This is a genomic window from Cedecea davisae DSM 4568 (genome assembly GCF_000412335.2).
GTDB lineage: Bacteria > Pseudomonadota > Gammaproteobacteria > Enterobacterales > Enterobacteriaceae > Cedecea > Cedecea davisae.
The window spans coordinates 2,811,402-2,832,735 of record NZ_KE161030.1 but is presented as its reverse complement, the minus strand read 5'-3'; the positions used below and the strand labels follow the sequence as shown (position 1 = coordinate 2,832,735).

Sequence of the window (21,334 nt, the reverse complement as noted above, 5' to 3'; positions counted from 1 at the left end):
ATAGCTCAAGAGAATAAAGGTCACAACCAGGTTAACCACCGAATAACTGTTTCACTTCGGACATAGCTATTTCGGCTATCCAACGGCGGGCATACTCTGTTGTTCATACGGCACGAATCACTCCCGCTCAGAGGCTGATTCGCAACAGTACGATGCTGTCTCCGCCCCTTGCGGGTCATCAGCGCCCTGATGCTCTTAATCCACTGTGCTTTGTGACATAACGGCGTATCGTAAGTACCATCCGCTTTAGCTGAGCTGATTTTAGGGTGGGTATTTCGTATAAATTTCGGTGAGACTCCTGCCTCCGTCACATTGTCCGGCGATAGGTTAGAACAAGTAATTTCATGCGTTTTTGCACCTACAGCAAGGCTCAGCTTTCGCCAGGTGCGATGGCGCACTTTATCGTGTTCAATGATATTCCACTCATCTTCACCGACGACTTTCACCCCTGCTGAATCTATTACCAAATGGACGATTTCACTTCGGCTAGTCTTTCTAAGACTTGTGTTATCAGGCATTCCGTGCTGGCGAGGCTGTTGTAATCCGGACCCGTAGGGGAAAATCCATTAGTTAAAAAAATGGAATCAGTCTATGCAGCCCGAAGATTCAGCCGGAATACGTGCTATATAACCAATACAGTCATGATGGCAAGGTCAGAATAGCGTCGTGGTCTTCCCTATGATGAAGGCGTTGATGACTAATACCATGCCTTAATAGATTTATCGTCTAGCCAGAAGTTGGCAAAGACACAGTTAATAAGGGCCTCGTTGTAAGAGCTCCAGTTAGTGATTTTAAGATTCTGATTTTCCATAGGATTCCCGGTGTTGGTAGGAGGCTGGGTTTACCATTGAGCAAAAGTTTGGTTTATCTATATCCAACAAAGCCGATTTCTATTTAAAAGATTATAAAAAACAAAATGTTAGCACTTTTTTGATTGGGGCGCCTATTGATTAATTGACTTTTTTTGTTGATTTGTTATTTTTCATAAAGGGTTGATCTCAATTAACTAAAATGAGTTTACGATGTCAATGCTCTATCCTGAAGTATATATATCTGTTGATATAGAGACAACTGGGCCCATCCCGGGGGTATATGATCTAATTAGTATCGGTGCCTGTGTAGTTGGAAAACCTGAAGATAATTTCAGTTGCTTAGTTAAACCACAGGGAGGCTTGGTTGAGGATGATGCTCTTGCCGTAACTGGGTTAGATATTGACTATTTGAATGCAAATGGGAGAAACATAATTCTCGCCATGGAGCTCTTTAGTAATTGGCTTGAGAGAAGTGAGTTCAAACAAAAAAACTTAGTTTTCGTTGGGTTCAATGCTGCTTTTGATTGGTCATTTATTAATTATGCATTCATAAAACATATTGGAAAAAATCCATTTGGGTTCACAGCGTTAGATATCAAATCATATTACATGGGAAGGTTTGGGACACTTTGGCAGGAAACTAAATCTAGTAAAATAGATATTAAATTAAAAACAAAAAATATGGCAAGCCATGATGCTCTTAAGGATGCGATATATCAATCGGAAATATTTAGTATTATTTCAAAAAAATAATATCATTTTCATTAGGAGATTAACATGAGCTCTCAAGTTTTAGACTTTACAGCACAAGATTCTACACAAGTAAATAGTTGGGAGCAGATGCTCCTCGAAGCCTCTAAAAAAATATCTTTAAGTCAAACACAATATGATTTAATTGAAAGCCGATATGCTCAATTACAAAAAGTCCTAGATAAAGCTCAAGAGTATTTTTTATCCGGGGCTCATATATTTATCCAAGGATCCATTGGGCTGAAGACTACTGTCAAACCTGCCCCTGAGGCCAAGGGTGATATGGCAACTATTGATGCAGATGCTATCATACTATTACCTAACGCCTCAAACTCAAGCTCGGAGGATGTGTTGCTTGCAATTGAAGCTTTATTTAAAGCCGAGTCAACTGTTAAGGCTGAACCAGAGCAACTGAGACGAGGTATCAGAATCGTTTATTCTGATGAAAATCCTGGTTTTCATATTGATATAACACCTGCTATTAAAACCTATGGCAATAATGAAGATGATGGATATGGTAAACTGCTTGTTCCAGATAGGGTAGATGGTTGGAAAGCAAGTTCGCCGCGCTCCTATTCCCAATGGCTTGAGAGTGTCAGCACTGAAAAAATTGTAATGATCTCTGAATCAACAAGAACTATGGATAGTATTGTTAGCAATGAAGAATTTGCTAAATCCACAATGGATCCTATTCCCCAATATCAAGAATATACAGATTCTCACCCTCTTGGCGCAACGATTAAACTATTGAAAAGGCATCGTGATCGCTGGGCTATTCGTTCTTCATCTGAGCTTTATAGACCAATTTCTGCGGTTATTACAACACTAGCAACCCAAGCTTATTATAATATTGCGTTAAGATCTGCGTCAAAACCAATGAGACCGATCGATGTAATGTTCTCAATTGTATCGGATATGACTCAATATGTTAATTATGTAAATAATGAATACCAAGTATTAAATCCATGTGATGAAGGTGAGAACTTTGCTGAAAAATGGAATAGAAATAACGGAGAAGGTGATATGTACATGTCTGCTTTTTATGAATGGCATGCTGATGCTATCACTGATATAGCACTGGGTTTGAGCGATTGGGGAACACAGCATCGATTTGAGCAGGAAGTTAGTGATAAATTTGGTGTCCCACAATCTATGATAAATGAGATATCAAAAGAATTTGGCAGGTCCTGGACATTACCGGGAAGGAAATCTGGCGAAACGCTGAATAAAACGGTACTTAGTGCTTTTGGTACGTTATCAGGGACAGGTCAAGCTAACGCAGGGACGGTCGAACGCCTTGGATAAGACTAATAAAATTACACCTGCCATTCAGGCAGGTGTAGAAAGGCTTAATGAAATATTTAGTGATTGCTATCTAATTGAGGTTGATGCAATAAATAAAAAGGAAGTGATACGATTTGAGTTAAGCCTACCAGTTGATTATTTAGGGATAAACAGGAGGTTACAAATAGGCTTCAGTGAAAACTTCCCCAGTGTAGCATTAATATTATCCATAATACCAAGTCCATGGTTAGAATGGCCTCATATCTTAGATGATTTCGTTTGTTTGTTTGGGGGCGGAGATAAGGCTGTATATGGTGATCCTGTCGAGGTTATAGATAATACATTCTATAGACTCGGCAAACTCATCTCATTAGTCTGCGAGTATAAAAATTCTAGTCAGATAAAAAATGAGTTTGATAGTGAAATCATTAGTTATTGGGGCATGCAAGTTGCATTAAGTAAGCAGAGGTTAATTCTTCTAAATAAGCCAAAAATCTCAGCACCATTGTATACTTTATCTAAGAGTGATACATCAGGCAGGGAAGAAATTTGGATTTCAGACAAAGAAATAAAAATTTTAGAACACTATCAATGGCAGGTTTCTCCATCTAAAAAGAAAATTGATGCTGCAAAGGGGGCTTTTTATTTGAAACTTACATCTACACCAAATGTAAAATTACCAACTGCCCTTGGTCTAGTTGATTGGCTCTCAGGTCATGCTAATGGCAATGATATTCAAGCCCTTAAAGATTGGTTAGAAAATGATTCTAATTATCCATTAAGATGGGTGATACTTGAGATATTTAATTCAGAGCCTGTTAGCATAATATCATTTTTGATTAAAAGGAAAGGGGTTAGAGATAATCAGACATTTAATTTTGGATTAAGGAAGGCGAAAAAAAAACCTCAGGCAAACCTGATTGGTGAAAAAGATAAGTTACTAATAACTGATACCTTCATTCTTGATAATGAAGTTATTTTTTCACGTTCAAAAGATTTTAAAGTTGAAGAAAATACCAAAAAAAAAGTTCTCCTGATAGGTGCAGGTTCACTTGGGAGTCACGTTGCATCACAACTAATACATTCAGGCATAACTGATTTGACAATTGTTGACCCTGATTCTCTAGATGATTCAAATTTAGGTAGGCATATATTAACAATTGACGACCTAGGGAAAAATAAATCTATAGCCCTTAAAAGCCATCTTAAGTCTTGCATACCAACAGCTCTAATAACAGCGATTCCAAAAACTTTTTATGAAGCACTCTTTTATAAAGACATTAATATCAATTTATATGATTGTATTGTTTCAACTTCTGCTGACTGGTCAAATGAATATTTTCTTTGGGAAATGAAATCTAAGATTAAAGATATGGCATTTGTGCAAGCTTGGGTAGAACCATTCGCTTTCGTTGGCCATGTTATATGTAGTGATAAAACAAAAACTGCCGATGCGAGACATTTATTTGATCGAAGGGGGAATTTCATAAAGAAATTTACTCATTGGGAGAATAATGGATATCATAAATTGCCTGCTTGTGGTGTAGGTTTCATTCCAGGGAGCTCATTAAGCATTCAACAGATTGCAGGCATGGTATCAAAATCCGTATTAAACGTTTTGGAAAAAAATGACAGCTTGGAATGTAATACATGGAACTCCTTTGTTACTGAAAGTCGAAAAATTATTATGTCTGGCGGTCAATACATAGGTCCTGAGATAGCTGACAATATTGAAAGTATGGTGATTAAAAATGAATGGCATGACAAATAATATCCCCACGCTAGCATGGATTTGGGATTGGAATGAATATGATTTTGAATTGCATGTGAGTAAAGATGTTTACGATGTATTTGATTCGCATAGGCAATACAATAATAAAAATGAATGTGGCGGGCAGTTATTTATAGATATCTCATTCAACAATGGATTATGGCTAACTTCCGCAACGTTACCACATCCAGATGATAAATCCTCAAAAAATTGGGTAGAGTTCAATTCTAATAGATGTGAATCAGAACAGAACCTAGCGAGAGGAAATGGTTTAGTTTTTGCAGGTTATTGGCACACTCACCCCCAAGAAATCCCTAAGTTGTCATATCAAGATAAAATTAGTATTGAGCGATTCTATGTTATGAATAAAGAGATTATAAGATCTCCTATTTTTATTATAGTTGGAACTTCATTATGTCAAGATGGGATAAAGGCATGGGTCTATAAAAATGAATTTTATAGTGAAGCTTTAAAAAAATGATTGTCGTATAATCAAATTAAAAAATTTTATCCTTTGCCAATACTTAATTGCTAAGGAACGATGAAGTGAAATACTGAATTTTTCCACCAAGACAGAGGTGACATGCTCACCTCAGAACAGTACAACCGCTTCAATGAAAAATTAGATTTTAGTGCGCAGTTCAAACGTGAACCGGCTTAATTTCTTGTCGAACAGAACTACACAGCTGTTGAAGTAGCAAAAGCATGGATTAAGGCCTTTCAATAATGACCTGATTGTTAGACAATTACAGAACGAGTGACAGGAAAAAAGAAATCTTCTCTATTACCTGGGAATAAATTGAAATACGTTTGTTGAATAAAAAGCCACAACATATTGAAATAGAGAGAAAAATATTAAAAAGCTAGTGCTCTCTTCGTCAGAGTCCCTGAACAGTTCTCGTTAATCTGAAAAATCAGGGCGTGTATATCCTGTGGATATACTCTACCACTTAATCGAGGTTAACCACAGTAGTTATAAATACCGCTCTGATAAATCGGATATATATCACACCGAGTTGTACAGTCAGACTCTGATTACAAAAAAGATCTAATTTTCTACAGACTGTTCAAGAGAGTTACCGTTCAAAAAGACAGGGTCCGATGAAAAGAAGGCTAAATATTTCGAGTATAAGCTTAGGTATATCAACATCAACAGAAATATACATTTTGATTCTATCCATAATATATTTCTTCAACCCTAGTCTTATAGGGAATCTGCATAAGAGAGTGTAAATAGGCATGTCCTGAGAGGACAATATAGTAAGTCTACACCCTAATATATTCTGGCTGTTACAACATTAATAATAGGAGTTAATCATCTGTATACTCATACCGGTGGGGAAGGTTAATAGGTTTGTATCCAGACAGTTTCATTCTTAAGCGAACTGAACTATGAATCAAGGCACCCTCAGGAATTAATCTAGGCTCACCTCTAGGGAAATAAAATCCTAACCATGACCTGCGATTTTCCCACTCCCTCGTTGTCAGCTTCTTAGGTATCCATTCCAATGCTTTCCAGAATGAAGTTAATGAATCATGCAATTTTGCTGTTGCATTAGGTTCGACATAAAAGTATTTGCTACCTTTCCGGGGCTTACCAAATACCAGTCGATTTATATTTGCTTGATTAACAAGTAAGCCACAATCACGAGCTTCTTTTATCATCCAAGCGAGAGGAAATTTTGACAGGCCACTTTCTGCTTCTGGATATCCTCCTCCAATATCTGCATGTACACCAGCAAACCAGACTTGTTTGATGTTCTGTTCTACGTCACTCTCAGTATTAAAAGATTTCTCTCTAAAGGGTTGTGGATCATTCCAATGATGTAAACGGAACATCCTACGACGTTCATCAATAGCGATCGCTTGGCGAAAACATTTAACTATAGGATTTTTCTGGGTGTAAAGTAGATTCTCAATACAAGGTATTAAGCCGTATTTTTTAGGTGCAAATACAGAGGATACTGTATCCCAGACTCCAATGAATTCGATCTGGACCTTGCGGGTTCTGGTTACACGGGCCAGATGCCAAGCATCAGCCAATGCAGAGGAAGATCGTTTAGGTTCACTTGAATTTTCGGCATATTGTGCTTCTGTGTAGCCATATGAGCTTGCCCGTTTATATGCAGCTAACGCATATTCAGCAAGATTTAACTGGTCCTTGCTAAGAAGCCCTATCATATTCACAAATGCCGCCAGAACTCGCACTGTATAAGCTCCTCGGCTAAAACCAAATAACCATATTTTATCCCCATTAATATGGTTCTCACAAAGATAACGATAAGCATTAAGAATGTCTTTATCCAGGCCAAAACCCGTGGCTAACTCAAACAAACCACGAACTTTCTGTCTGAATCGCTGCCATGGATTATGTAGCCCAATAGTACCAATGCCTGGGTTGTAGTAAACTACTTGAGTATTATTTATACTCATAACACGGTAAAGTTTAAGAACATTTGACAGTTCTGCATTCACTTCGTTACCAGTACCATCACAACAAACAACGATATTTTTCCCCAAGTTCAGCATCCCTTTTAATGTTTTATACTTATTAAGATAATTCTGATAATGTTTTTCACAGATTAATAAAAATTTTTTTATTAGTTAATAAGCTACTACTTATAAATGAAATTTCTTCAAGTTCAAGGTAGATTATTCCTGTCAGAACGACTATGGTGCTGGTTTAATCGCATCGATTCCGAACCAATTTTCAAGAGTATTAAGTGCTTCTGGTGACAAGAACTGTGTGAACAAGATGGAAAGCCTCTTTTGTGGTCTTGAGCAGGCGACATAGAACAAATTGCGGTTACGTTCAAATGCTTCTTCTTTTGGTGGGGGAACTACTTTAGCGCTGGCAAGTTCCAGCATCTCACCGAAGTTATACTGATTCCAGCCACGTCCAACTACGATCAATACATTATCAAATTCAGCGCCTTTGACGCCATGTTGCGTTTCAAAAGGCGAGTAACCTACAAGGTAATTGCGAAGCGCCTTCACTTCAGAATATGCAACATTTCGGAAATTTTTTAATTCTTCCAGCGTTCGTGGCAACTCAACACCAGCAGCCTCGTTGAACTCACGGAGCTCAAGTTCGTGCTTTTCGATGGCATCAGGAAGTCTTGGTTTTCGCACTTTATGTAAGTGATCGATCACCTCGCCAACACTTCCTGTACTCTGGATAGCAAGCAACTGTGACATTGCATCGTGCCAACTGGCTTTGTCGGAATGACTCCGTAAGTGAGGTGTAGAACCCCCTAGGGATTCAAACATCATTCCATACTTACGATTAGAGAAAGCATCACAGGCTGGTTCTAATTTATCAACAAAGAAAGCAATGTGTTCCTGCTCCTTCTTGGTGAATGATTCATTGTATCGAAAAGCTGCCGCCAAATTAGAATAGCCTTGTTGATTAGCCAAAAGTTTATGAGTCAACATGAGGATCTTCGTGTGCTTGGGTGATAAGTCCCAACCGTCAAGTTCTAGCGCGGTCTTAACGCGTACCAAAGTGGCATGTCCATCAGTCAAAGGTAGATCGCCTGCCCAGTGAGGTCCTTTTTGACGTACTCCCTGCCAGTTATTAGTATGAAAAATGCATATTTCACCCTTAGACTCAGGGTCTTGAACGAATTGCTTCAGCTCTGGCCTCATGCGATTGAGTGCATCAACTATTTTCTTAACAGACCGAAAGTTAGCTTCTTTTCCGATCTCTCTCACGCTTGGATGCTCAAGCTTCCCACATCCTCCACCATAAATTTTCTGCCAATGGTCTCCGAAGAAGCCAAACAAAGGTGCACTTGGTTGTCCTAGGAAATGCTCCTTGAGCGCTTCAACCCACTCATAGTTTGTGTCCTGGTATTCATCAACCAAAATGATCGGAAATCTATCCGTGATCATGCGACGAAACTTTTCATGGGCCATGAGTGATATTGTTAGAGGCAGTACGTCGTCATGGTGAATGGACACGCTATGATCGCGTATTGACCGATGTCCGAGGCTGTATTCGATAGTACGATTACCTATAGTTCCTCCAGCCTCCTGAATCTTTTCTTTCCAAACTGGCATCGTTTCGATCAGGATCCGGAGCGATTTCTGGAAGCCACAAATGAGCGACCAACAGAATGCGTGATTGGTTTCGCAGAAAACCAACGGACTCCGATCTGTACGCGTTGCAATTTCGTCCTTTGCAACGTTTGTAAAGGTGATACATGCAATTTGCTTGCTATGTTTCAAAAAAATTGATTTATTATTTTCAATTAGGAACTTGATTGCTTTGATCAGCGAATATGTTTTGCCAGCACCAGCACCGGCTTCTAAACGAAAGCTTTGTCCCTCAGCAAGACAAGTGTACATGGCCTCAAGAGCACGCTGACTTGCAACCTCGGCAGGTGAATGGATCTCAGACATTAGCCTCACCTCCATTCAACGCGTCGGCTATTGTTTCTACAGCCAATGCCAATTCTGGATCTGGTACTGCCACGTTCTCACGAGCCAGCCAGCGAACGCCGTCTTTAATGTATTTCGGAGACACCCATTCCGTTTCAGTAATTGCATACTTCAATGCGAATTCAGACTTTTTCCACTCATCCGCCTTGCAACGGGCTTCGATTTCTAGTTCTTGGGAATCCTCTTTGACCAAGCCAAACAACTTTGGATTTGCAAGAATAAATGCATCTTCAAATGTCCGTCCGCAGGGACCATCTTCTTTCTCTACACATTGATAAGCAATGCGATTTCCTTTAAGTATTTTGTCCGAGTCTTTCTTGGCAAGTAGTCCAGCTAAAGTGAAAGAAGCATCCGCGGAGAACCATGCCTTCAAACAGGCGTTACTGGAATATGTTCCGAGGTGTACTGCGCAAGTTTTTCCTCCAGGTTTCTCGACGGCATCTAGATCTGTGATGATTAAGCTGCGAAGTTCAAGGAACTGCAACAACTCGAAGAACAGGTGAGCGTAAGCCCCTCCTATTTCCAGTATGGTGGCATATTGGCTGGACAACTTAGGACATTCCGGTTCTTCGGCTTCTAATTTTGCAATGATGACTGGAAGCAGCAAACGTTCGCTCAGTCCTTCGACGAGAACCGCTTTATCTGCGAAAAACAAGTCACTACGTGTCAACGTCATGTATTGATGAAGGAACTTCTTATCTCCGGGTGATATGTGCTTCAGCCCTTTGCGTAGATCTTTTATTTTGGTTTCGCGTATACCTTGTTGTGCACCTGTAATAGGAGCCCCGAGAAAGTAGCGAATATTCTCGAAGCCAGCTGCATTGGCAATATGCGATGAGTGGGTTGAAACGACGAATTGAACAGGCCACGGCTTCTTATCCTCAGTGCCATCAACCAACTGCTGTGCTATTTTAGCTAGCTGGCGAATAAAAACTTCCTGCATTTGAGGATGTAGATGCGCTTCAGGTTCCTCAATGAAGATCAAGTGCACGCCTGGCTCTTTGGTTTCTGCGCGAAATGCCTTATAAAAGCCTGCTAATTGCAAAAGGATAAATATCAGATTTCGCGCACCTAAGCCGTTATATGATTCAGGTAATGCTACGCCTCCATAACCCGCGTAACGAACTTTAGTGAAGTTAGACAGTAATTTTCCGACATCCAACAGGGTTTCGGTATGAAGCTCTTGCCCTCCCAGACCGGGGTATCCAAATGTTTTAAGCGCAGGAATCAAGCTTTTGAGCTGACCACCAAAGTTCGTATCAATCTGAGCTTGAATGTCCTGAACTGTGTCTTTTAGAGCCTCGGCAATTTGCTTATCTGCTGTATCAGCTGATGCAGAAGAAGCTGTTGCGAAAAGTCCTTCTACAGTTTTGGCCAACACGTCAGACTCTCGAGATGTTACATCATCAAGTCCTCGCTGAGCATTGATAAATCCAGTTTTGACTAAGCCTCGTAATGCGCTAGGTTGTAACTCACGGCGATTATCTGGATCGTTTGGATCTTCGGCCCATATTTTTGTGCTGAAATTATTGGGTATTCGTTCCCGTAGTGTACGAAGGAATAATATACGGGTTTCATAGGTTAGCGGCTTATTAGGCTGATTTTCTAGAAACTGTGCAAGTTGACCATGTTTCAACTCATAACGAATTACAGCCAGTGCCTCAGTGCATCCGGGATCCAAATCAATCACGAAAGGACTCAAGGGACCTAACTGAGGTTGAGTAGGGTCATATTGGAATTTCAATCGAAGTTCAATGGCGGGGATAAGCTGACGAATAATATTTTCTTCAGCCCCTTGGTTCAGTGCATCCAGCGCCTCACAGAAGCAGTCATAAGAGGTACTGGAAAAGTCTTCGAGCTGAAAGGCTGAGCTCCCATCTGCCAAAAACCTGCGGATTATCTCCGACAGAGATGTTTTTCCACTATTATTTCGTCCAACGATAACAGTGGTCTGTTCTTCCAGCATTAGCTCTACATCTGCTAAAAGTCGAAAATTCTTGATTTGAACCTGCTGAATACGCATGAGTCCCTCAGTATTGTCCATCTTTTTTGATTGTATTTTATACACAAGATTTAAAAATAGTCATAATTTAATGACCTTGGTTATGTTGCTGGCGGTACCCCAAACCCCAAACCCATTTCGCCACAGCAAAGTAAGGGGCGCTACGCCCGGATATGCAGGGGCAAGATTTTTCTCCTGTGCGCTTTTCGTTCCTCTATCGGCTTCCTGTTAATCGTTTCCCAACACAACCCGTCCCGCAAGGATAAATGGCACGCATTCTGCGCCCTTGCGGGACGGAACGATGCCGGGAAAGCGAACCGTCAGGCGATACGAAGACGAAAATCACACACTGACGGAGAAAACACCATGCCGATTTCCCTACATCCCCAGACTAGCGCCCCTAACACCGCAGCGGCGACCAGCGTATCCCCGCTGGAGCAGTCAGGCTCCTCAAAAACGAAATTTTCGAAAACCCGAACGGATATTTATCAGACAGTTACCGACAACATCATTGCAGCGCTTGAGGCCAATGTAAAACCGTGGTGTTGCCCATGGCAACGAGTGCCGGGTATGTCTGGGTTGCCTTCCAACTTTGCAACCGGTATCGCGTATAGCGGAATGAATATCATGCTGTTGTGGTGCAGTGCGTCGGAACAGGCCTTTGGTGATTCACGCTGGATGACCTACAAACAGGCGCAGGCAGTCGGTGGGCAGGTTCGCACGCGTGAACGTGGCACCACAGCCATTTTCTACACCACGCTGGAGAAGGAAAACGACGCCGGAGAAATCGACCATATCCCGATGCTGAAAACTTTCACCGTGTTTAACGTTCAGCAAATCGACGGCTTGCCTCTGACAAAGGTAACTGTCAGCCCGGAAGCGACATTTGCCCCGTTGCCGCAGGCTGAAAATCTATTCAGGAAGAGCGGCGCAAACATCATCGAGAAAGGACAAAACGCCTTTTTCAGCCCTTCAACTGATGAAGTCTGGTTACCGGAGCGCCATCTGTTTTCTGATGCGGCTAACTTTTACGCTACCGGCCTGCATGAGCTGGTTCACTGGAGTGGAGGTAAAAAACGCCTGAACCGTGAAATGAAAGGGAAGTTTGGCAGTGCGGATTATGCAGAGGAAGAACTTGTCGCGGAGCTGGGAAGTGCCTTTCTGATGGCGGATCTTGGGATTGAGGGAGAGGTACAATATGAAAGCTATATTGCTTCCTGGCTGAAAGCGCTGAAAAACGACAAGCGTTATATTTTCAAAGCGGCCAGCGCAGCCTCTAAAGCACATCGTTACCTGATGGATAAACTCTGAGACCGAATCAGACAACCGCAAGGGAATGCGGTTAATGGTTTTTAACCGGCAACGCTGCAAGGCGCAGACTGAGGTGGAACGCGGCGCAGCGAGTACCGAACAGTCTGCGCCTCACAGTGGAATAAAAAACATTCCGGCCAGGCGGTACCGCCGCCAGGCCGGTGAGGCCATCACGATGGCCTGAGTAAAAGTTTACGCATAGCTGTCTAATGAAAGGTGTTTCAGTTCATCAAAAGTATAAATGCGAAACACCCGACGGTGGCGTTCTTCCAGCGGGATGTGCTGATGGTTAACGATGACGTGCCGGATGCTGTCAAACAGCCGTTCAAGACCGCGTTTTTTCTGCGGGTCCGGCACGATATAAAAAACGTAAATCCAGTCTTTACGGGTTCGGGCAAGCAAATGGCTGACGATGATCGACTGATAACGAGCTTTAGTTTTCAGACGGCGCTCGGTCTCAATGGCGACCACGGTGCCACCGGGGAGGGTGATCAAGCCGTCCGGCCGGTGATTAACCTGGTAACGGCTAAGGAAGGTCGTGCGATCGCCATTTATCCACCCGGATGCGCCTTTTTGCTCAAGGATGATCCGGGCTGCCTGATTATCAAGATGATGCGCCAGCGTCCAGCCGGTAATTTTTGATGGCTCAAACCGTGCCGGGAAAAGCGCATCGTCGGGGGTTAAGACAACGGCCAGTCCGTCAGTGGTTATGCCCCATAATGAAATTTTCATGTTGCGCGATACCAGGACGTGCTTTTGTATTAAGCCCATTCCCTCGACTTTTGAAAGAAGGGAATACAGCGATTTATGATCCCTGAAGCCATACAGCTGCATCAGTGTTTTAAAGTCACTGTACGTTTCTTCTTTTAGGAAATTCAGTAGTCGTTGTATTTTTTCGCGGTGTCGCGTCTGGCGTTCGCAGTATGCGGTGATCAGCATCATTCCCCCTTTAAAAATCCAGCATTGACGGGTTTTCTTCTTTGTCGGCATTCGGCATTGTCGTGTCTTTTTCTCCCGTCTCATCAAAAAAAAGATCAGGCCGCGTTGTGGTGATATCCGGTGTTGATACGGGTTCGGGGGATGTCTCCTCCTCGTTAAACTCCAGGGGAATGTTTACCGTTGCTGCGGTGGCGGCAATCGCGGGCGACACAGCGCAGATCTCCAGTTCGCGTTTTTTCACCCTGATGGGCGAAATCAGAGAGGCCGACGGGAGTGTTTTTGTTGTGAAGATGAAGCTGACAAAATCGGGTAGGTTCAGGATCATATTGCTGTCGGTGAAGAAACGCTCGGCCTGCCTGATGGTGCGTTCACTGTCGATAGTCTCTGTCAGCACGGCGTCGGTTTTCGCTTTGCGGACTTCATCATCGACTAATATAGTGCCGGACATCCTGGCCACCCATTCCGCGGTGTCCGGGTCCATAACGCGATAAACCAGTTTGAATTTGGCGTTCTCAACGACAGCGCCGACAACGGCGTCGCCTTTCAAATCAGCCGGGCAGTCTTTTAAATCGGCAATCGACTGGTGGTCCATAATAATGTGTACGCCTTTATCGCGTGCCGCGCCTAAACCTTCCAGCGCTGGCCTGGATAGATGGTATTTCAGTTCGGAAAGATAAATAGCAATGGGGCGGGGCACGTCTTTCACTCGCTCGCGCTTTTCCGCCAGCTGATACAGGCGAACCAGCAGCATGCGCTGAGCGGTAATGATTTTGCTGTTGCGCATTGAGCCAATCACATAACAGCAACCCCCTTCATCAAATATCGTATTAAGCGAAAATCCAGTGGGGGCATTAATGGCATTGAGTAAAGCCAGCTCTTCAATTTTCCCGAAAAAGGCTTTTATTTTATCTGCAATGCCCTGAACGTAGTCTCCGTTATAAACATCCCGAATGGTTGCAGTGGTATTACGGGTGACAAATTGTGCGGCTATCCTGGCCGCTTTCCGGTCGTCAATGCGATAAAAGTCTGACTCCTGACCTTTCTCTGCCAGACTGAACCCGGCAACAAAAAGTTCTTCCAGTTCATCGGCAGTGATCTCTTCAATCAGGTTTAACTGGTATTGGGGTTTTCGCAGGTCAATCAGGGCAAAAGGTTTACCTGCATCCTCGCATGCTTTCCGGTAAAGGTGGGGGGCCCATTCATCATCCTTGGGGTCCATAACAAATACGCCTTCACCGGCCAGAATACTTTGATAAAGTAATATCCCGGTGGCAACGCCCTTACCGGCTCCGGTGGTGCCGATAATATCCGCGTGTTGTTTTTGCCAGTCCTTTAACGGCAGGTACATCGGCTGAATATCTCGGTCTATGCCGATAAATAACCCTTTGTTCAGGTCGATATAATCCAGCGGGTCATAATGCAGTGTTTCCGGCAGCAGTGATTTCACCGTGCGGACATCGGTGCGCAATTCCCGCTCAAGCGTGGTTTTTCTGACTAGGCGTTTCTTTATTTTGTCTAATTCAGGTGTTAATACTCTTCGCAGCAGAATGTGCAAAATAAAACCCGTTACGGTAAATGTAATCAGCGCAGGCCATGCCAGAACGGGAATGCTGGCGATAACACGGCCCTGATAAAGCCACTGGAAAATCCAGATAAGTACCGGCCCCATAGAGCCGCAAAGAAAACACAGCATGGAAAAAGCAATAATCAGCTTTTGCCACAACGGGGCTTTTTGCCGTTCATCGCTTTTCATTGATACAAAAAACGGCATCGTCAGCCCCGCTAATAACGCCAGCATCAGTTGTTGCTGTTGCACAAAAGCGAGCAGTGCCAGCATCCCGTTCACTATCGGCGACAGTGAAGCGGCAAGCTTATTTAAAATCATGATGCCTCCTTCGTCAGCGATTCGCCCCATGACATCGCCCCATCAGTTCGCCCCACGGTGTCGGGCGAAAACGTGGGGCGAGCGTATGGGGCAAAGAAGGTGGCCGCTGCGCGGCCATATGCAGGAAAACATGCTTCCCTGCACGAAACGGTGTGCGCCAGTACATGCGGGCTGGACGCCCTTATTGCCTGTCGCATGGGGGTAATGTCGCGGCTGAACGCCGCGCCAAAACCCCCAACGTCAAAGGCGGCACACCGTCGCCCGCTACGCGCGACCAACCCCTTTAAGACGGTCGCTTTCGCCTTTTTATTCCCTTTGCTCGTTCCTCGCAGCGTGAATAAAAGGGAAGCTGACCTTTAAAGGGGTTGGTCGCGCCACGCTACCGGCTTTTGGCCGGAGACTTAGCCGCGACGGTGTGCGGGGCAAGCCCCCCAAATAAACCGCTATCGTGGGCGATAGCTTTTCGCTCGCTGGGGCGGCGAAATTTATTCGGCTCCCCCGGCCTGCAAAATCCGCGTGGGCGCGGCTGTTTGCAGATGGAGTCGGCGACGCAAATTAACAATTTCTGCGAAATCGAATTTACTCGCCTTACGGCCACTTTTTAATTTCTGCTATTCGCATAAATTAAAAAGCCCTAAAACCGTCACGACCGATGCCAGGTTTGCCAACCAGATTTTTCAGGGGGATCGGTAATAATCAAGGTGCTGTTATTACCGTTTACTTTGAATTCAATTACGCACGCGGCCAAATTTATTAATTATAAGGTCAATAACTTCCGGGTTGGCTGGCTTGCATTCGAGTAATAAGGCCTTTCGGGCATCGGCGGTACGGTTGGGGCGAAATCCGTGTTTGTTCTTTCTTACAACATTAAAGAATGTGCGTTCAGCTGAGTGACATTCACTTCCTCCTCCATTCCCGATTGCTTTACCATAAAGGCATAAAACAATCTCACAGACATCAGCAGCCATTACGGAAGAAGGTACTAGCAAATTCATGCAGAAAAGGCAGGCGGTGAATATAATTGTTTTCATATTAAATACCTTTATTGGAAATGAGAGGGGGGAGCTGTTCATCTATCGGAAGGTTTTCTTCATTTGATGAAGGTGTATCGGTTTGAAGTAGATATCTCCTATTCGCCGAATATCGCCTTGAATATCTACGCTGATGATGATGTCCACGCATTTCAGCACTTTGCGTAACAACACATCGAACGGGATATTTTTGCAGTCAGGATTCTCATAGCAACGGTCAATGAGCCCTTCAATACATTCTTCCGGGCCGCCTGCGTGCATGGAGGTGATAAGGCCTTCATGCCCTGATCCGATAATTTTCAGCGCATCCCACGCCTCCCGTCCACGAATTTCCGCCAGCAGAATCCGATCAGGATTCATTCGATAATTCGCACGAATAAGTCTGCCGGGCGTGATAATCGCCTCGTCTCCGGCATCCGCCGGGTAAAATAAATGGACATAATTAGTGTGGTGGTAAAACTGAATTTCGGGATTATCTTCAATCGTTGTCAGTCTGAGATGTGGCGGAATATAGTGCAGCAACGTCTTCATATAGGTGGTTTTACCGGAGCCGGTTTCACCAACAATAAAGAGGGTTTTGCCGTACTCGACGGCCTTTTCGATAAAGTGAGGGATGTCACCACTGTTATAGCATTGGGCCAGTTCATCATCTTTGCTTTCGTTTCTCTCCTTACCCGCTATCCGGTTATAAAAACCAGCATCAATCCAGGATTGATGCGTTTTCTGCTTGAATGATGGATTTCTCAGCGTAATAGATACGGTATTCCTCTCGCAGGCTGGGGGAATAATGGTCTGGACTCGTTCGCCTGATCCCAATGTGGCGGAAAGGATAGGGGAGGTATCATCGATATTGTCCTCATTCCATGAGGCCAATGCTTTGGCAAAAGCATGGCACTGACGCAACGTCACAGGAGAATCATGCTTCTGCCATCGACCGTTTATTTTGGTGTGGATCTCTCCGGGGCGGTTAATGGCGATTTCCGTCAGGCCTGCCATTTGCAGAAATTCACCAAATAACTGGTTTTTCATAAAATCCAGCGACAGGTTTTCAGCGTTCATACCACCTCTTTTTTAGACGGAGTTGATAGACGGAAGAGAAATCGATATCCGTACCGGTCATGATGCCGATCACATCGCCCTGGTTCAGATACATGGTGGGTGGGATATTGATGCTGTTTTCTAACGCCGTTTTCGCCATTTCTGACGCGGCAGCGCGGGTGTTTTCGGTGTAATCGGTATTGCGCTCTTTCCCCGGAGCTGAATCGGATGCGGCGGCGGCCACGTCCTGTACGGTGCTCAACATCAACGCATTGCCGAACCGTTCCCAGAAATGGGTATCAATCCAGCCGCTAATACCTGCCTCACCCAAAGGGCCGGTGGCTTCGGTATCAACCAGTGGAATTTGCAGGCTATCGGGTTCCGGTGTGCGTAATTCCGTCCAGATAACAAACATTCGGCTCCGACCATGTTGCAGTGCGCCGGTGCGGTAGATGCCTCTGGCGATGGTTCCGGCAGGGAGCAACCTCACATAGTGGTTGGCGCTGTAGACATCTTCACCGATGAGACAGGAAATACGACCACCCACGTCAGAGACAAAACGGCGCATCATTGAGCATGGAATAAAACTATCAACTGGCAGGTAAAGATTGGGATCGAGACCAAGAGGCCTGACGCTGATAGCTTTTGCGACACCAGGATTGATGTCGTTAGCGTCTTTGCCAGGCGTAGTTGCAGGTGTATCTTTGCTCTGCGTGCCGGACGGTGCTGTTTGCGAGTTCTGGGTATTACCGTTCAGTGCGGAATCAGCGGCATTGCCTGCTCCATCGACCAGTGCTGCTGCCTTATTTAAAGCGGGAGGCTCAGGCGGCGGTGCAGTCTGTATTGGATGATTATTTATTGCGGTTTCCTGTTTGCCCTGACCGAACAGGCCGAACGGATTGTTGCTCATGCCAAGGTTTTTACGCTCATGCTGCCCTGTACTGTCTGACGGGGGCGCTGTGGTTTCAACCGTCTCATCATCGCTTTGCTTTAATGCTTCAAGGAAGCGATCTCCACCCAATGCCAGCGCAATCAGGGCACCCAGGCTCAGCAGGCTGACTATCAGCGTCCGGCGACTTGATGCTTTTTTAAAGCGGGTCACTTCAGGTTGGCCGGGAGGCTTGTTCTGTTCTGGTGCCTGGCTCGCCATCGCTGAACGGGTTCGCTCGCGGGCTTCGACTTCCAGCTCCGCCACGGTTTTTTCCGTTTTATCTGGGATCGATTTATCAGTCATTTAGCCTCCAGCGTGACGACAGGTGAAACGGTGTCACCGCTGCCAACGGTGGCGTTGCCGAATGACATATTCTCAATTCCGACCACCGCGCTGCCCTAGCGCAACACCAGATGAGGCGACATTGTGCGCACGACGATGACTGTGTAGTTTCCGTGTTTGGCTATGCGGGGCGTTACGGTCTGCTCCTGGCCGTTAACAAGCCGGAATATAGACGGAAGGATTTTGACGGGAGAAAAACCCAGATAGATAAAGCGACCATCATCGTAAGTAAAATCTGGTGCTATGGAAGCTGCACCTGCTGCGACTCGCTTGGTATATAGCCAGTTTCGCGGCATGGTACTCTGCTCGAATGCGGTGGTTATCCGCTGTTTTTCCTGTGTTTCACGCAGAAGTTTCAGCCGGGCTGTACTGGCTGCTTCTGATTGCCTGCGTTCGTCATCCGGATAGCGAAAGCGGATAATAAAGGCCTGCGAAGGCGAGTCGTTCTCCAGGACATTCAGCTCCAGACTGTAATCACGCTTTGATGTCACGACAAAGAGATTGGTTTTCCACTCGTTAGCTGTCGGGAGAAACACCTTGTTGACGTTGTTGCCGTTGTCATCGGTTACCGGTTGGGTAATGGGGTTCGGGCCAACACCGACCCGGTTATTGTTCTTTGTGACTTTCCAGCCTTTTGGGAAACCTACTTGTGCGTCGATGACTTCTTCATCGTCATCAAACAGGAGTGTAGTGAGGTAGCCTGGGCGGGTGTTGACGATGGTCGCATTCTGACTGTTATAGGTGACATTCTGCATTCGGCTGTCATATGTGCTGCCGCGTGGTATCGCTGCGCTCCAGGCTATGGATGACATCAGAAGGAGCAACAAGGGCGCTGTTTTTTTGAGCATCATTCACCCCTCAATTCTTTATCGCGCTGGTAACTGGTCACAACGAATCCCAGCGGGTTTACTTCTCGCTGGCTGTCGGTCAGTTGTTTACGGGGGAGGTAGCGATAAGTCAGGCGGATGTTCCAGATATCTGTTTTAACCGAATTATCGACAATGCGACGGATAGTCCGTTTAATGCGTAAGCTTGCCAGATGGTCGGGAACTGTCGCGGTTGCGTGAACGTTGGAAATAATGTCGATAGACACGACATATTCCGCTTTATTGAATATGACATCAGGTGCCTGATTGTTGTTAAACCCGTCTAAATAATCCCGGTTCACACTGTCGCTGTTGAATAACTGCACATTGTCATAATCGCGCTGGAGAGCAAAATAGTTATAGCCCTCGCGGAGCCTGACGTAATGCGCCGCTAATGCCTGAGCCAGTGCTTTTTCTGTGGAAATGTTCTGCTCTTTAATCCGGGTCATATATTCATAGCGCCCGGTCTGTTTATCCACCAACCATAATTCAATTTCGGTGGTTTTCAGCGGCAGCAGAATAATCAATGCGGCGGTCGCCATTGCGGCCAGAGCAAACCCTGTGGCTGCTATTCGCCACGCCATCTTTTTTTCCCGTTCATCCTTTTCCAGCAGGGCGGATTCAAAGGTGTGGGATGACGCAATGATATTTTCTGTTTCAGACATGCTTTGTCAGCTCCTGAATAGTCGCGGGGGAATTAACTGGTTGAGGCTCGCCAGATACCGACGGGAGGTTGTGCCGATTCTGTGCGCAGCCTGTGAGGACGCACAGCATCAGAAAGACGAGGCTGGATTTCATATCGTTACCTGTGTTTGCGGAAGACAGAAATACCATACCGGTGGCGGCTGCCACGGTACGAGGGGCGAGACTGCGTTAAAAGGGAATCAGCGGTTATGTTGTTGATTGAAGCGCTTCATGCTATCGATAGAGGCAGCGCGTTTTTGCCATGCGGATAGGGCTTTGTTGGCACCTGTGGCGATAAGCGTACCGGCGGAGCGAGTGGCGTTTACGCTCCCTTTTGCCGCTAACCTGGCTCCCGCCGCCCCGGCTTTCATAGCCGGTTTTGCTGAGTCAGAAGAAGGTTTCGCTAGCCCTCGCAGACCGCTCATGGCGACACCCTGGAGCGCAACCTGAACGGCGACGCCGCCTAATGCGTTCGCGATTTTTGCTGAAAACCAGATAACGACGCCAGAGATAACCCCCGCAACGCAGCATTGAACGCCCAGCGTGACGATATTGGCGCTATCTGAAAAATTAACCGCTTTATCTAATAAACTATTGAGATAATTGATGACAATTCTGATGGATAGCGCGGAAAACATAATCGTCAGGATCACCGTGAAGATAACTTTAAGCCAGTTGTTAAACATCGGGATAAGGAATCCATACAGCAGGCAGAAAATAAATAACGGTGCGGTGGTGGTCATTAATAGAATGATTATCCCGGCTAACAGGTTAACCGCTGAACCAAATAGCAGGGTGACGATTGCACCTCCCCAGACCAGGAGTTGGGCAATGCCGCCGTTGAGTTTTACATAGGTGGAATCATCCTGTTGATAAAGTTTTTGTCCTATCGTTTGTGCTTTCGCCCATACGGTATCCAGTAATACCCAGACATTCTCATCACCGCTGACGCCATCGGTTAATCCATTAATGGCAGAAATGGCTAAATCCAGCCATCCATCAAGATTTAAAACGAATGTCATGATTAATAGCATTCGCCCTACATCCCATAGGACATCTTCTACAGGCGTTTGGAGTTTTCCGGCCAGGGTTTGATAACCCCGATAAGTGACAAATAACGTGAAGGAGCTGACGGCGATAACGCTTACCATGTCGCCGTACACGGAGGATTGTCCCCGCAGTACGGCATGTAAACCGTCAGCGATCGTGTTGTTCATTCCAACAAACATACCACCTGACATAGAT

At 45.0% G+C, this 21,334-nt stretch carries 16 protein-coding genes and 1 pseudogene; 5 read left to right on the top strand and 12 right to left on the bottom strand.

The genetic code is table 11. The features are described from left to right. Window positions 1-20: 20 nt before the first annotated feature. A complete protein-coding gene (locus HMPREF0201_RS23535; RefSeq protein WP_368656446.1) occupies window positions 21-518 on the bottom strand; it encodes a transposase in 498 nt (165 codons plus the stop codon). Between the two features lie 504 nt (window positions 519-1,022). On the opposite strand from HMPREF0201_RS23535, the gene HMPREF0201_RS12925 reads away from it, so the two are divergent. Genes HMPREF0201_RS12925 through HMPREF0201_RS23065 form a run of 4 tightly spaced genes read left to right on the top strand, consistent with a single transcriptional unit; the run spans window position 1,023 to window position 5,098 of the window. Further along, the gene (locus HMPREF0201_RS12925) at window positions 1,023-1,565 is read left to right on the top strand and encodes a 3'-5' exonuclease (protein WP_115586354.1); all 543 of its coding nucleotides are present in this window, start codon (window positions 1,023-1,025) and stop codon (window positions 1,563-1,565) included. 24 nt (window positions 1,566-1,589) lie between these two features. Next, window positions 1,590-2,867 carry a nucleotidyltransferase domain-containing protein gene (locus tag HMPREF0201_RS12920; RefSeq protein ID WP_016537151.1) on the top strand — a complete coding sequence of 426 codons (1,278 nt, stop codon included), beginning with the start codon at window positions 1,590-1,592 and terminating at the stop codon, window positions 2,865-2,867. After that, a complete protein-coding gene (locus HMPREF0201_RS12915; RefSeq protein ID WP_016537150.1) occupies window positions 2,860-4,617 on the top strand; it encodes a ThiF family adenylyltransferase in 1,758 nt (585 codons plus the stop codon). Before HMPREF0201_RS12920 ends, HMPREF0201_RS12915 begins: the two co-directional genes overlap by 8 nt. Beyond that, entirely contained in the window at window positions 4,607-5,098 is a 492-nt protein-coding gene (locus HMPREF0201_RS23065) for a Mov34/MPN/PAD-1 family protein (RefSeq protein WP_071704140.1), read from the top strand. The genes HMPREF0201_RS12915 and HMPREF0201_RS23065 overlap by 11 nt, the downstream gene beginning before the upstream one ends. A gap of 830 nt (window positions 5,099-5,928) precedes the next feature. On the opposite strand, the gene HMPREF0201_RS12910 is transcribed toward HMPREF0201_RS23065, so the two are convergent. The 3 genes from HMPREF0201_RS12910 to HMPREF0201_RS12900 all read right to left on the bottom strand — a co-directional run bounded on the left by HMPREF0201_RS12910 (window position 5,929) and on the right by HMPREF0201_RS12900 (window position 11,083). Beyond that, window positions 5,929-7,146 carry a DUF2235 domain-containing protein gene (locus HMPREF0201_RS12910; RefSeq protein WP_016537148.1) on the bottom strand — a complete coding sequence of 406 codons (1,218 nt, stop codon included), beginning with the start codon at window positions 7,144-7,146 and terminating at the stop codon, window positions 5,929-5,931. A gap of 141 nt (window positions 7,147-7,287) precedes the next feature. Further along, the gene (locus HMPREF0201_RS12905; protein ID WP_039898395.1) at window positions 7,288-9,021 is read right to left on the bottom strand and encodes a UvrD-helicase domain-containing protein; all 1,734 of its coding nucleotides are present in this window, start codon (window positions 9,019-9,021) and stop codon (window positions 7,288-7,290) included. Further along, a complete protein-coding gene (locus HMPREF0201_RS12900) occupies window positions 9,014-11,083 on the bottom strand; it encodes an ATP-dependent nuclease (RefSeq protein WP_039898393.1) in 2,070 nt (689 codons plus the stop codon). Before HMPREF0201_RS12900 ends, HMPREF0201_RS12905 begins: the two co-directional genes overlap by 8 nt. Window positions 11,084-11,428: 345 nt before the next feature. Here HMPREF0201_RS12900 and HMPREF0201_RS12895 point away from each other — a divergent pair, with 345 nt between their 5' ends. Next, window positions 11,429-12,373, top strand: a complete 945-nt coding sequence (locus HMPREF0201_RS12895) for an ArdC family protein (RefSeq protein WP_016537145.1) — start codon at window positions 11,429-11,431, stop codon at window positions 12,371-12,373. Window positions 12,374-12,565: 192 nt separating this feature from the next. Here HMPREF0201_RS12895 and mobC read toward each other — a convergent pair whose 3' ends face one another. The 8 genes and pseudogenes from mobC to HMPREF0201_RS12860 form a co-directional block, all read right to left on the bottom strand. Beyond that, a complete protein-coding gene (mobC, locus tag HMPREF0201_RS12890; protein ID WP_039898391.1) occupies window positions 12,566-13,312 on the bottom strand; it encodes a MobC family replication-relaxation protein in 747 nt (248 codons plus the stop codon). 10 nt (window positions 13,313-13,322) lie between these two features. Beyond that, window positions 13,323-15,197 (bottom strand): type IV secretory system conjugative DNA transfer family protein, encoded by a 1,875-nt coding sequence (locus HMPREF0201_RS12885; RefSeq protein WP_039898389.1) that lies wholly within the window; start codon window positions 15,195-15,197, stop codon window positions 13,323-13,325. Window positions 15,198-15,925: 728 nt separating this feature from the next. After that, a complete protein-coding gene (locus HMPREF0201_RS22575) occupies window positions 15,926-16,228 on the bottom strand; it encodes a conjugal transfer protein (protein WP_071704100.1) in 303 nt (100 codons plus the stop codon). 42 nt (window positions 16,229-16,270) lie between these two features. Continuing rightward, on the bottom strand, window positions 16,271-17,287 hold the full coding sequence (virB11, locus tag HMPREF0201_RS12880; protein ID WP_016537137.1) for a P-type DNA transfer ATPase VirB11: 1,017 nt from the start codon (window positions 17,285-17,287) through the stop codon (window positions 16,271-16,273). Continuing rightward, window positions 17,277-18,500: a VirB10/TraB/TrbI family type IV secretion system protein gene (gene virB10 / locus HMPREF0201_RS12875; protein ID WP_016537136.1), complete on the bottom strand. Its 1,224-nt coding sequence runs from the start codon at window positions 18,498-18,500 to the stop codon at window positions 17,277-17,279. The genes virB11 and virB10 overlap by 11 nt, the downstream gene beginning before the upstream one ends. Beyond that, window positions 18,497-19,390: pseudogene (gene virB9 / locus HMPREF0201_RS12870) on the bottom strand (P-type conjugative transfer protein VirB9). The gene virB10 and the pseudogene virB9 overlap by 4 nt, the downstream one beginning before the upstream one ends. Further along, on the bottom strand, window positions 19,387-20,070 hold the full coding sequence (locus HMPREF0201_RS12865) for a VirB8 family type IV secretion system protein (RefSeq protein WP_016537134.1): 684 nt from the start codon (window positions 20,068-20,070) through the stop codon (window positions 19,387-19,389). Before HMPREF0201_RS12865 ends, virB9 begins: the two are co-directional and overlap by 4 nt. Window positions 20,071-20,289: 219 nt before the next feature. Then, window positions 20,290-21,330 carry a TrbL/VirB6 family protein gene (locus tag HMPREF0201_RS12860; protein ID WP_039898387.1) on the bottom strand — a complete coding sequence of 347 codons (1,041 nt, stop codon included), beginning with the start codon at window positions 21,328-21,330 and terminating at the stop codon, window positions 20,290-20,292. Window positions 21,331-21,334 lie beyond the last annotated feature (4 nt).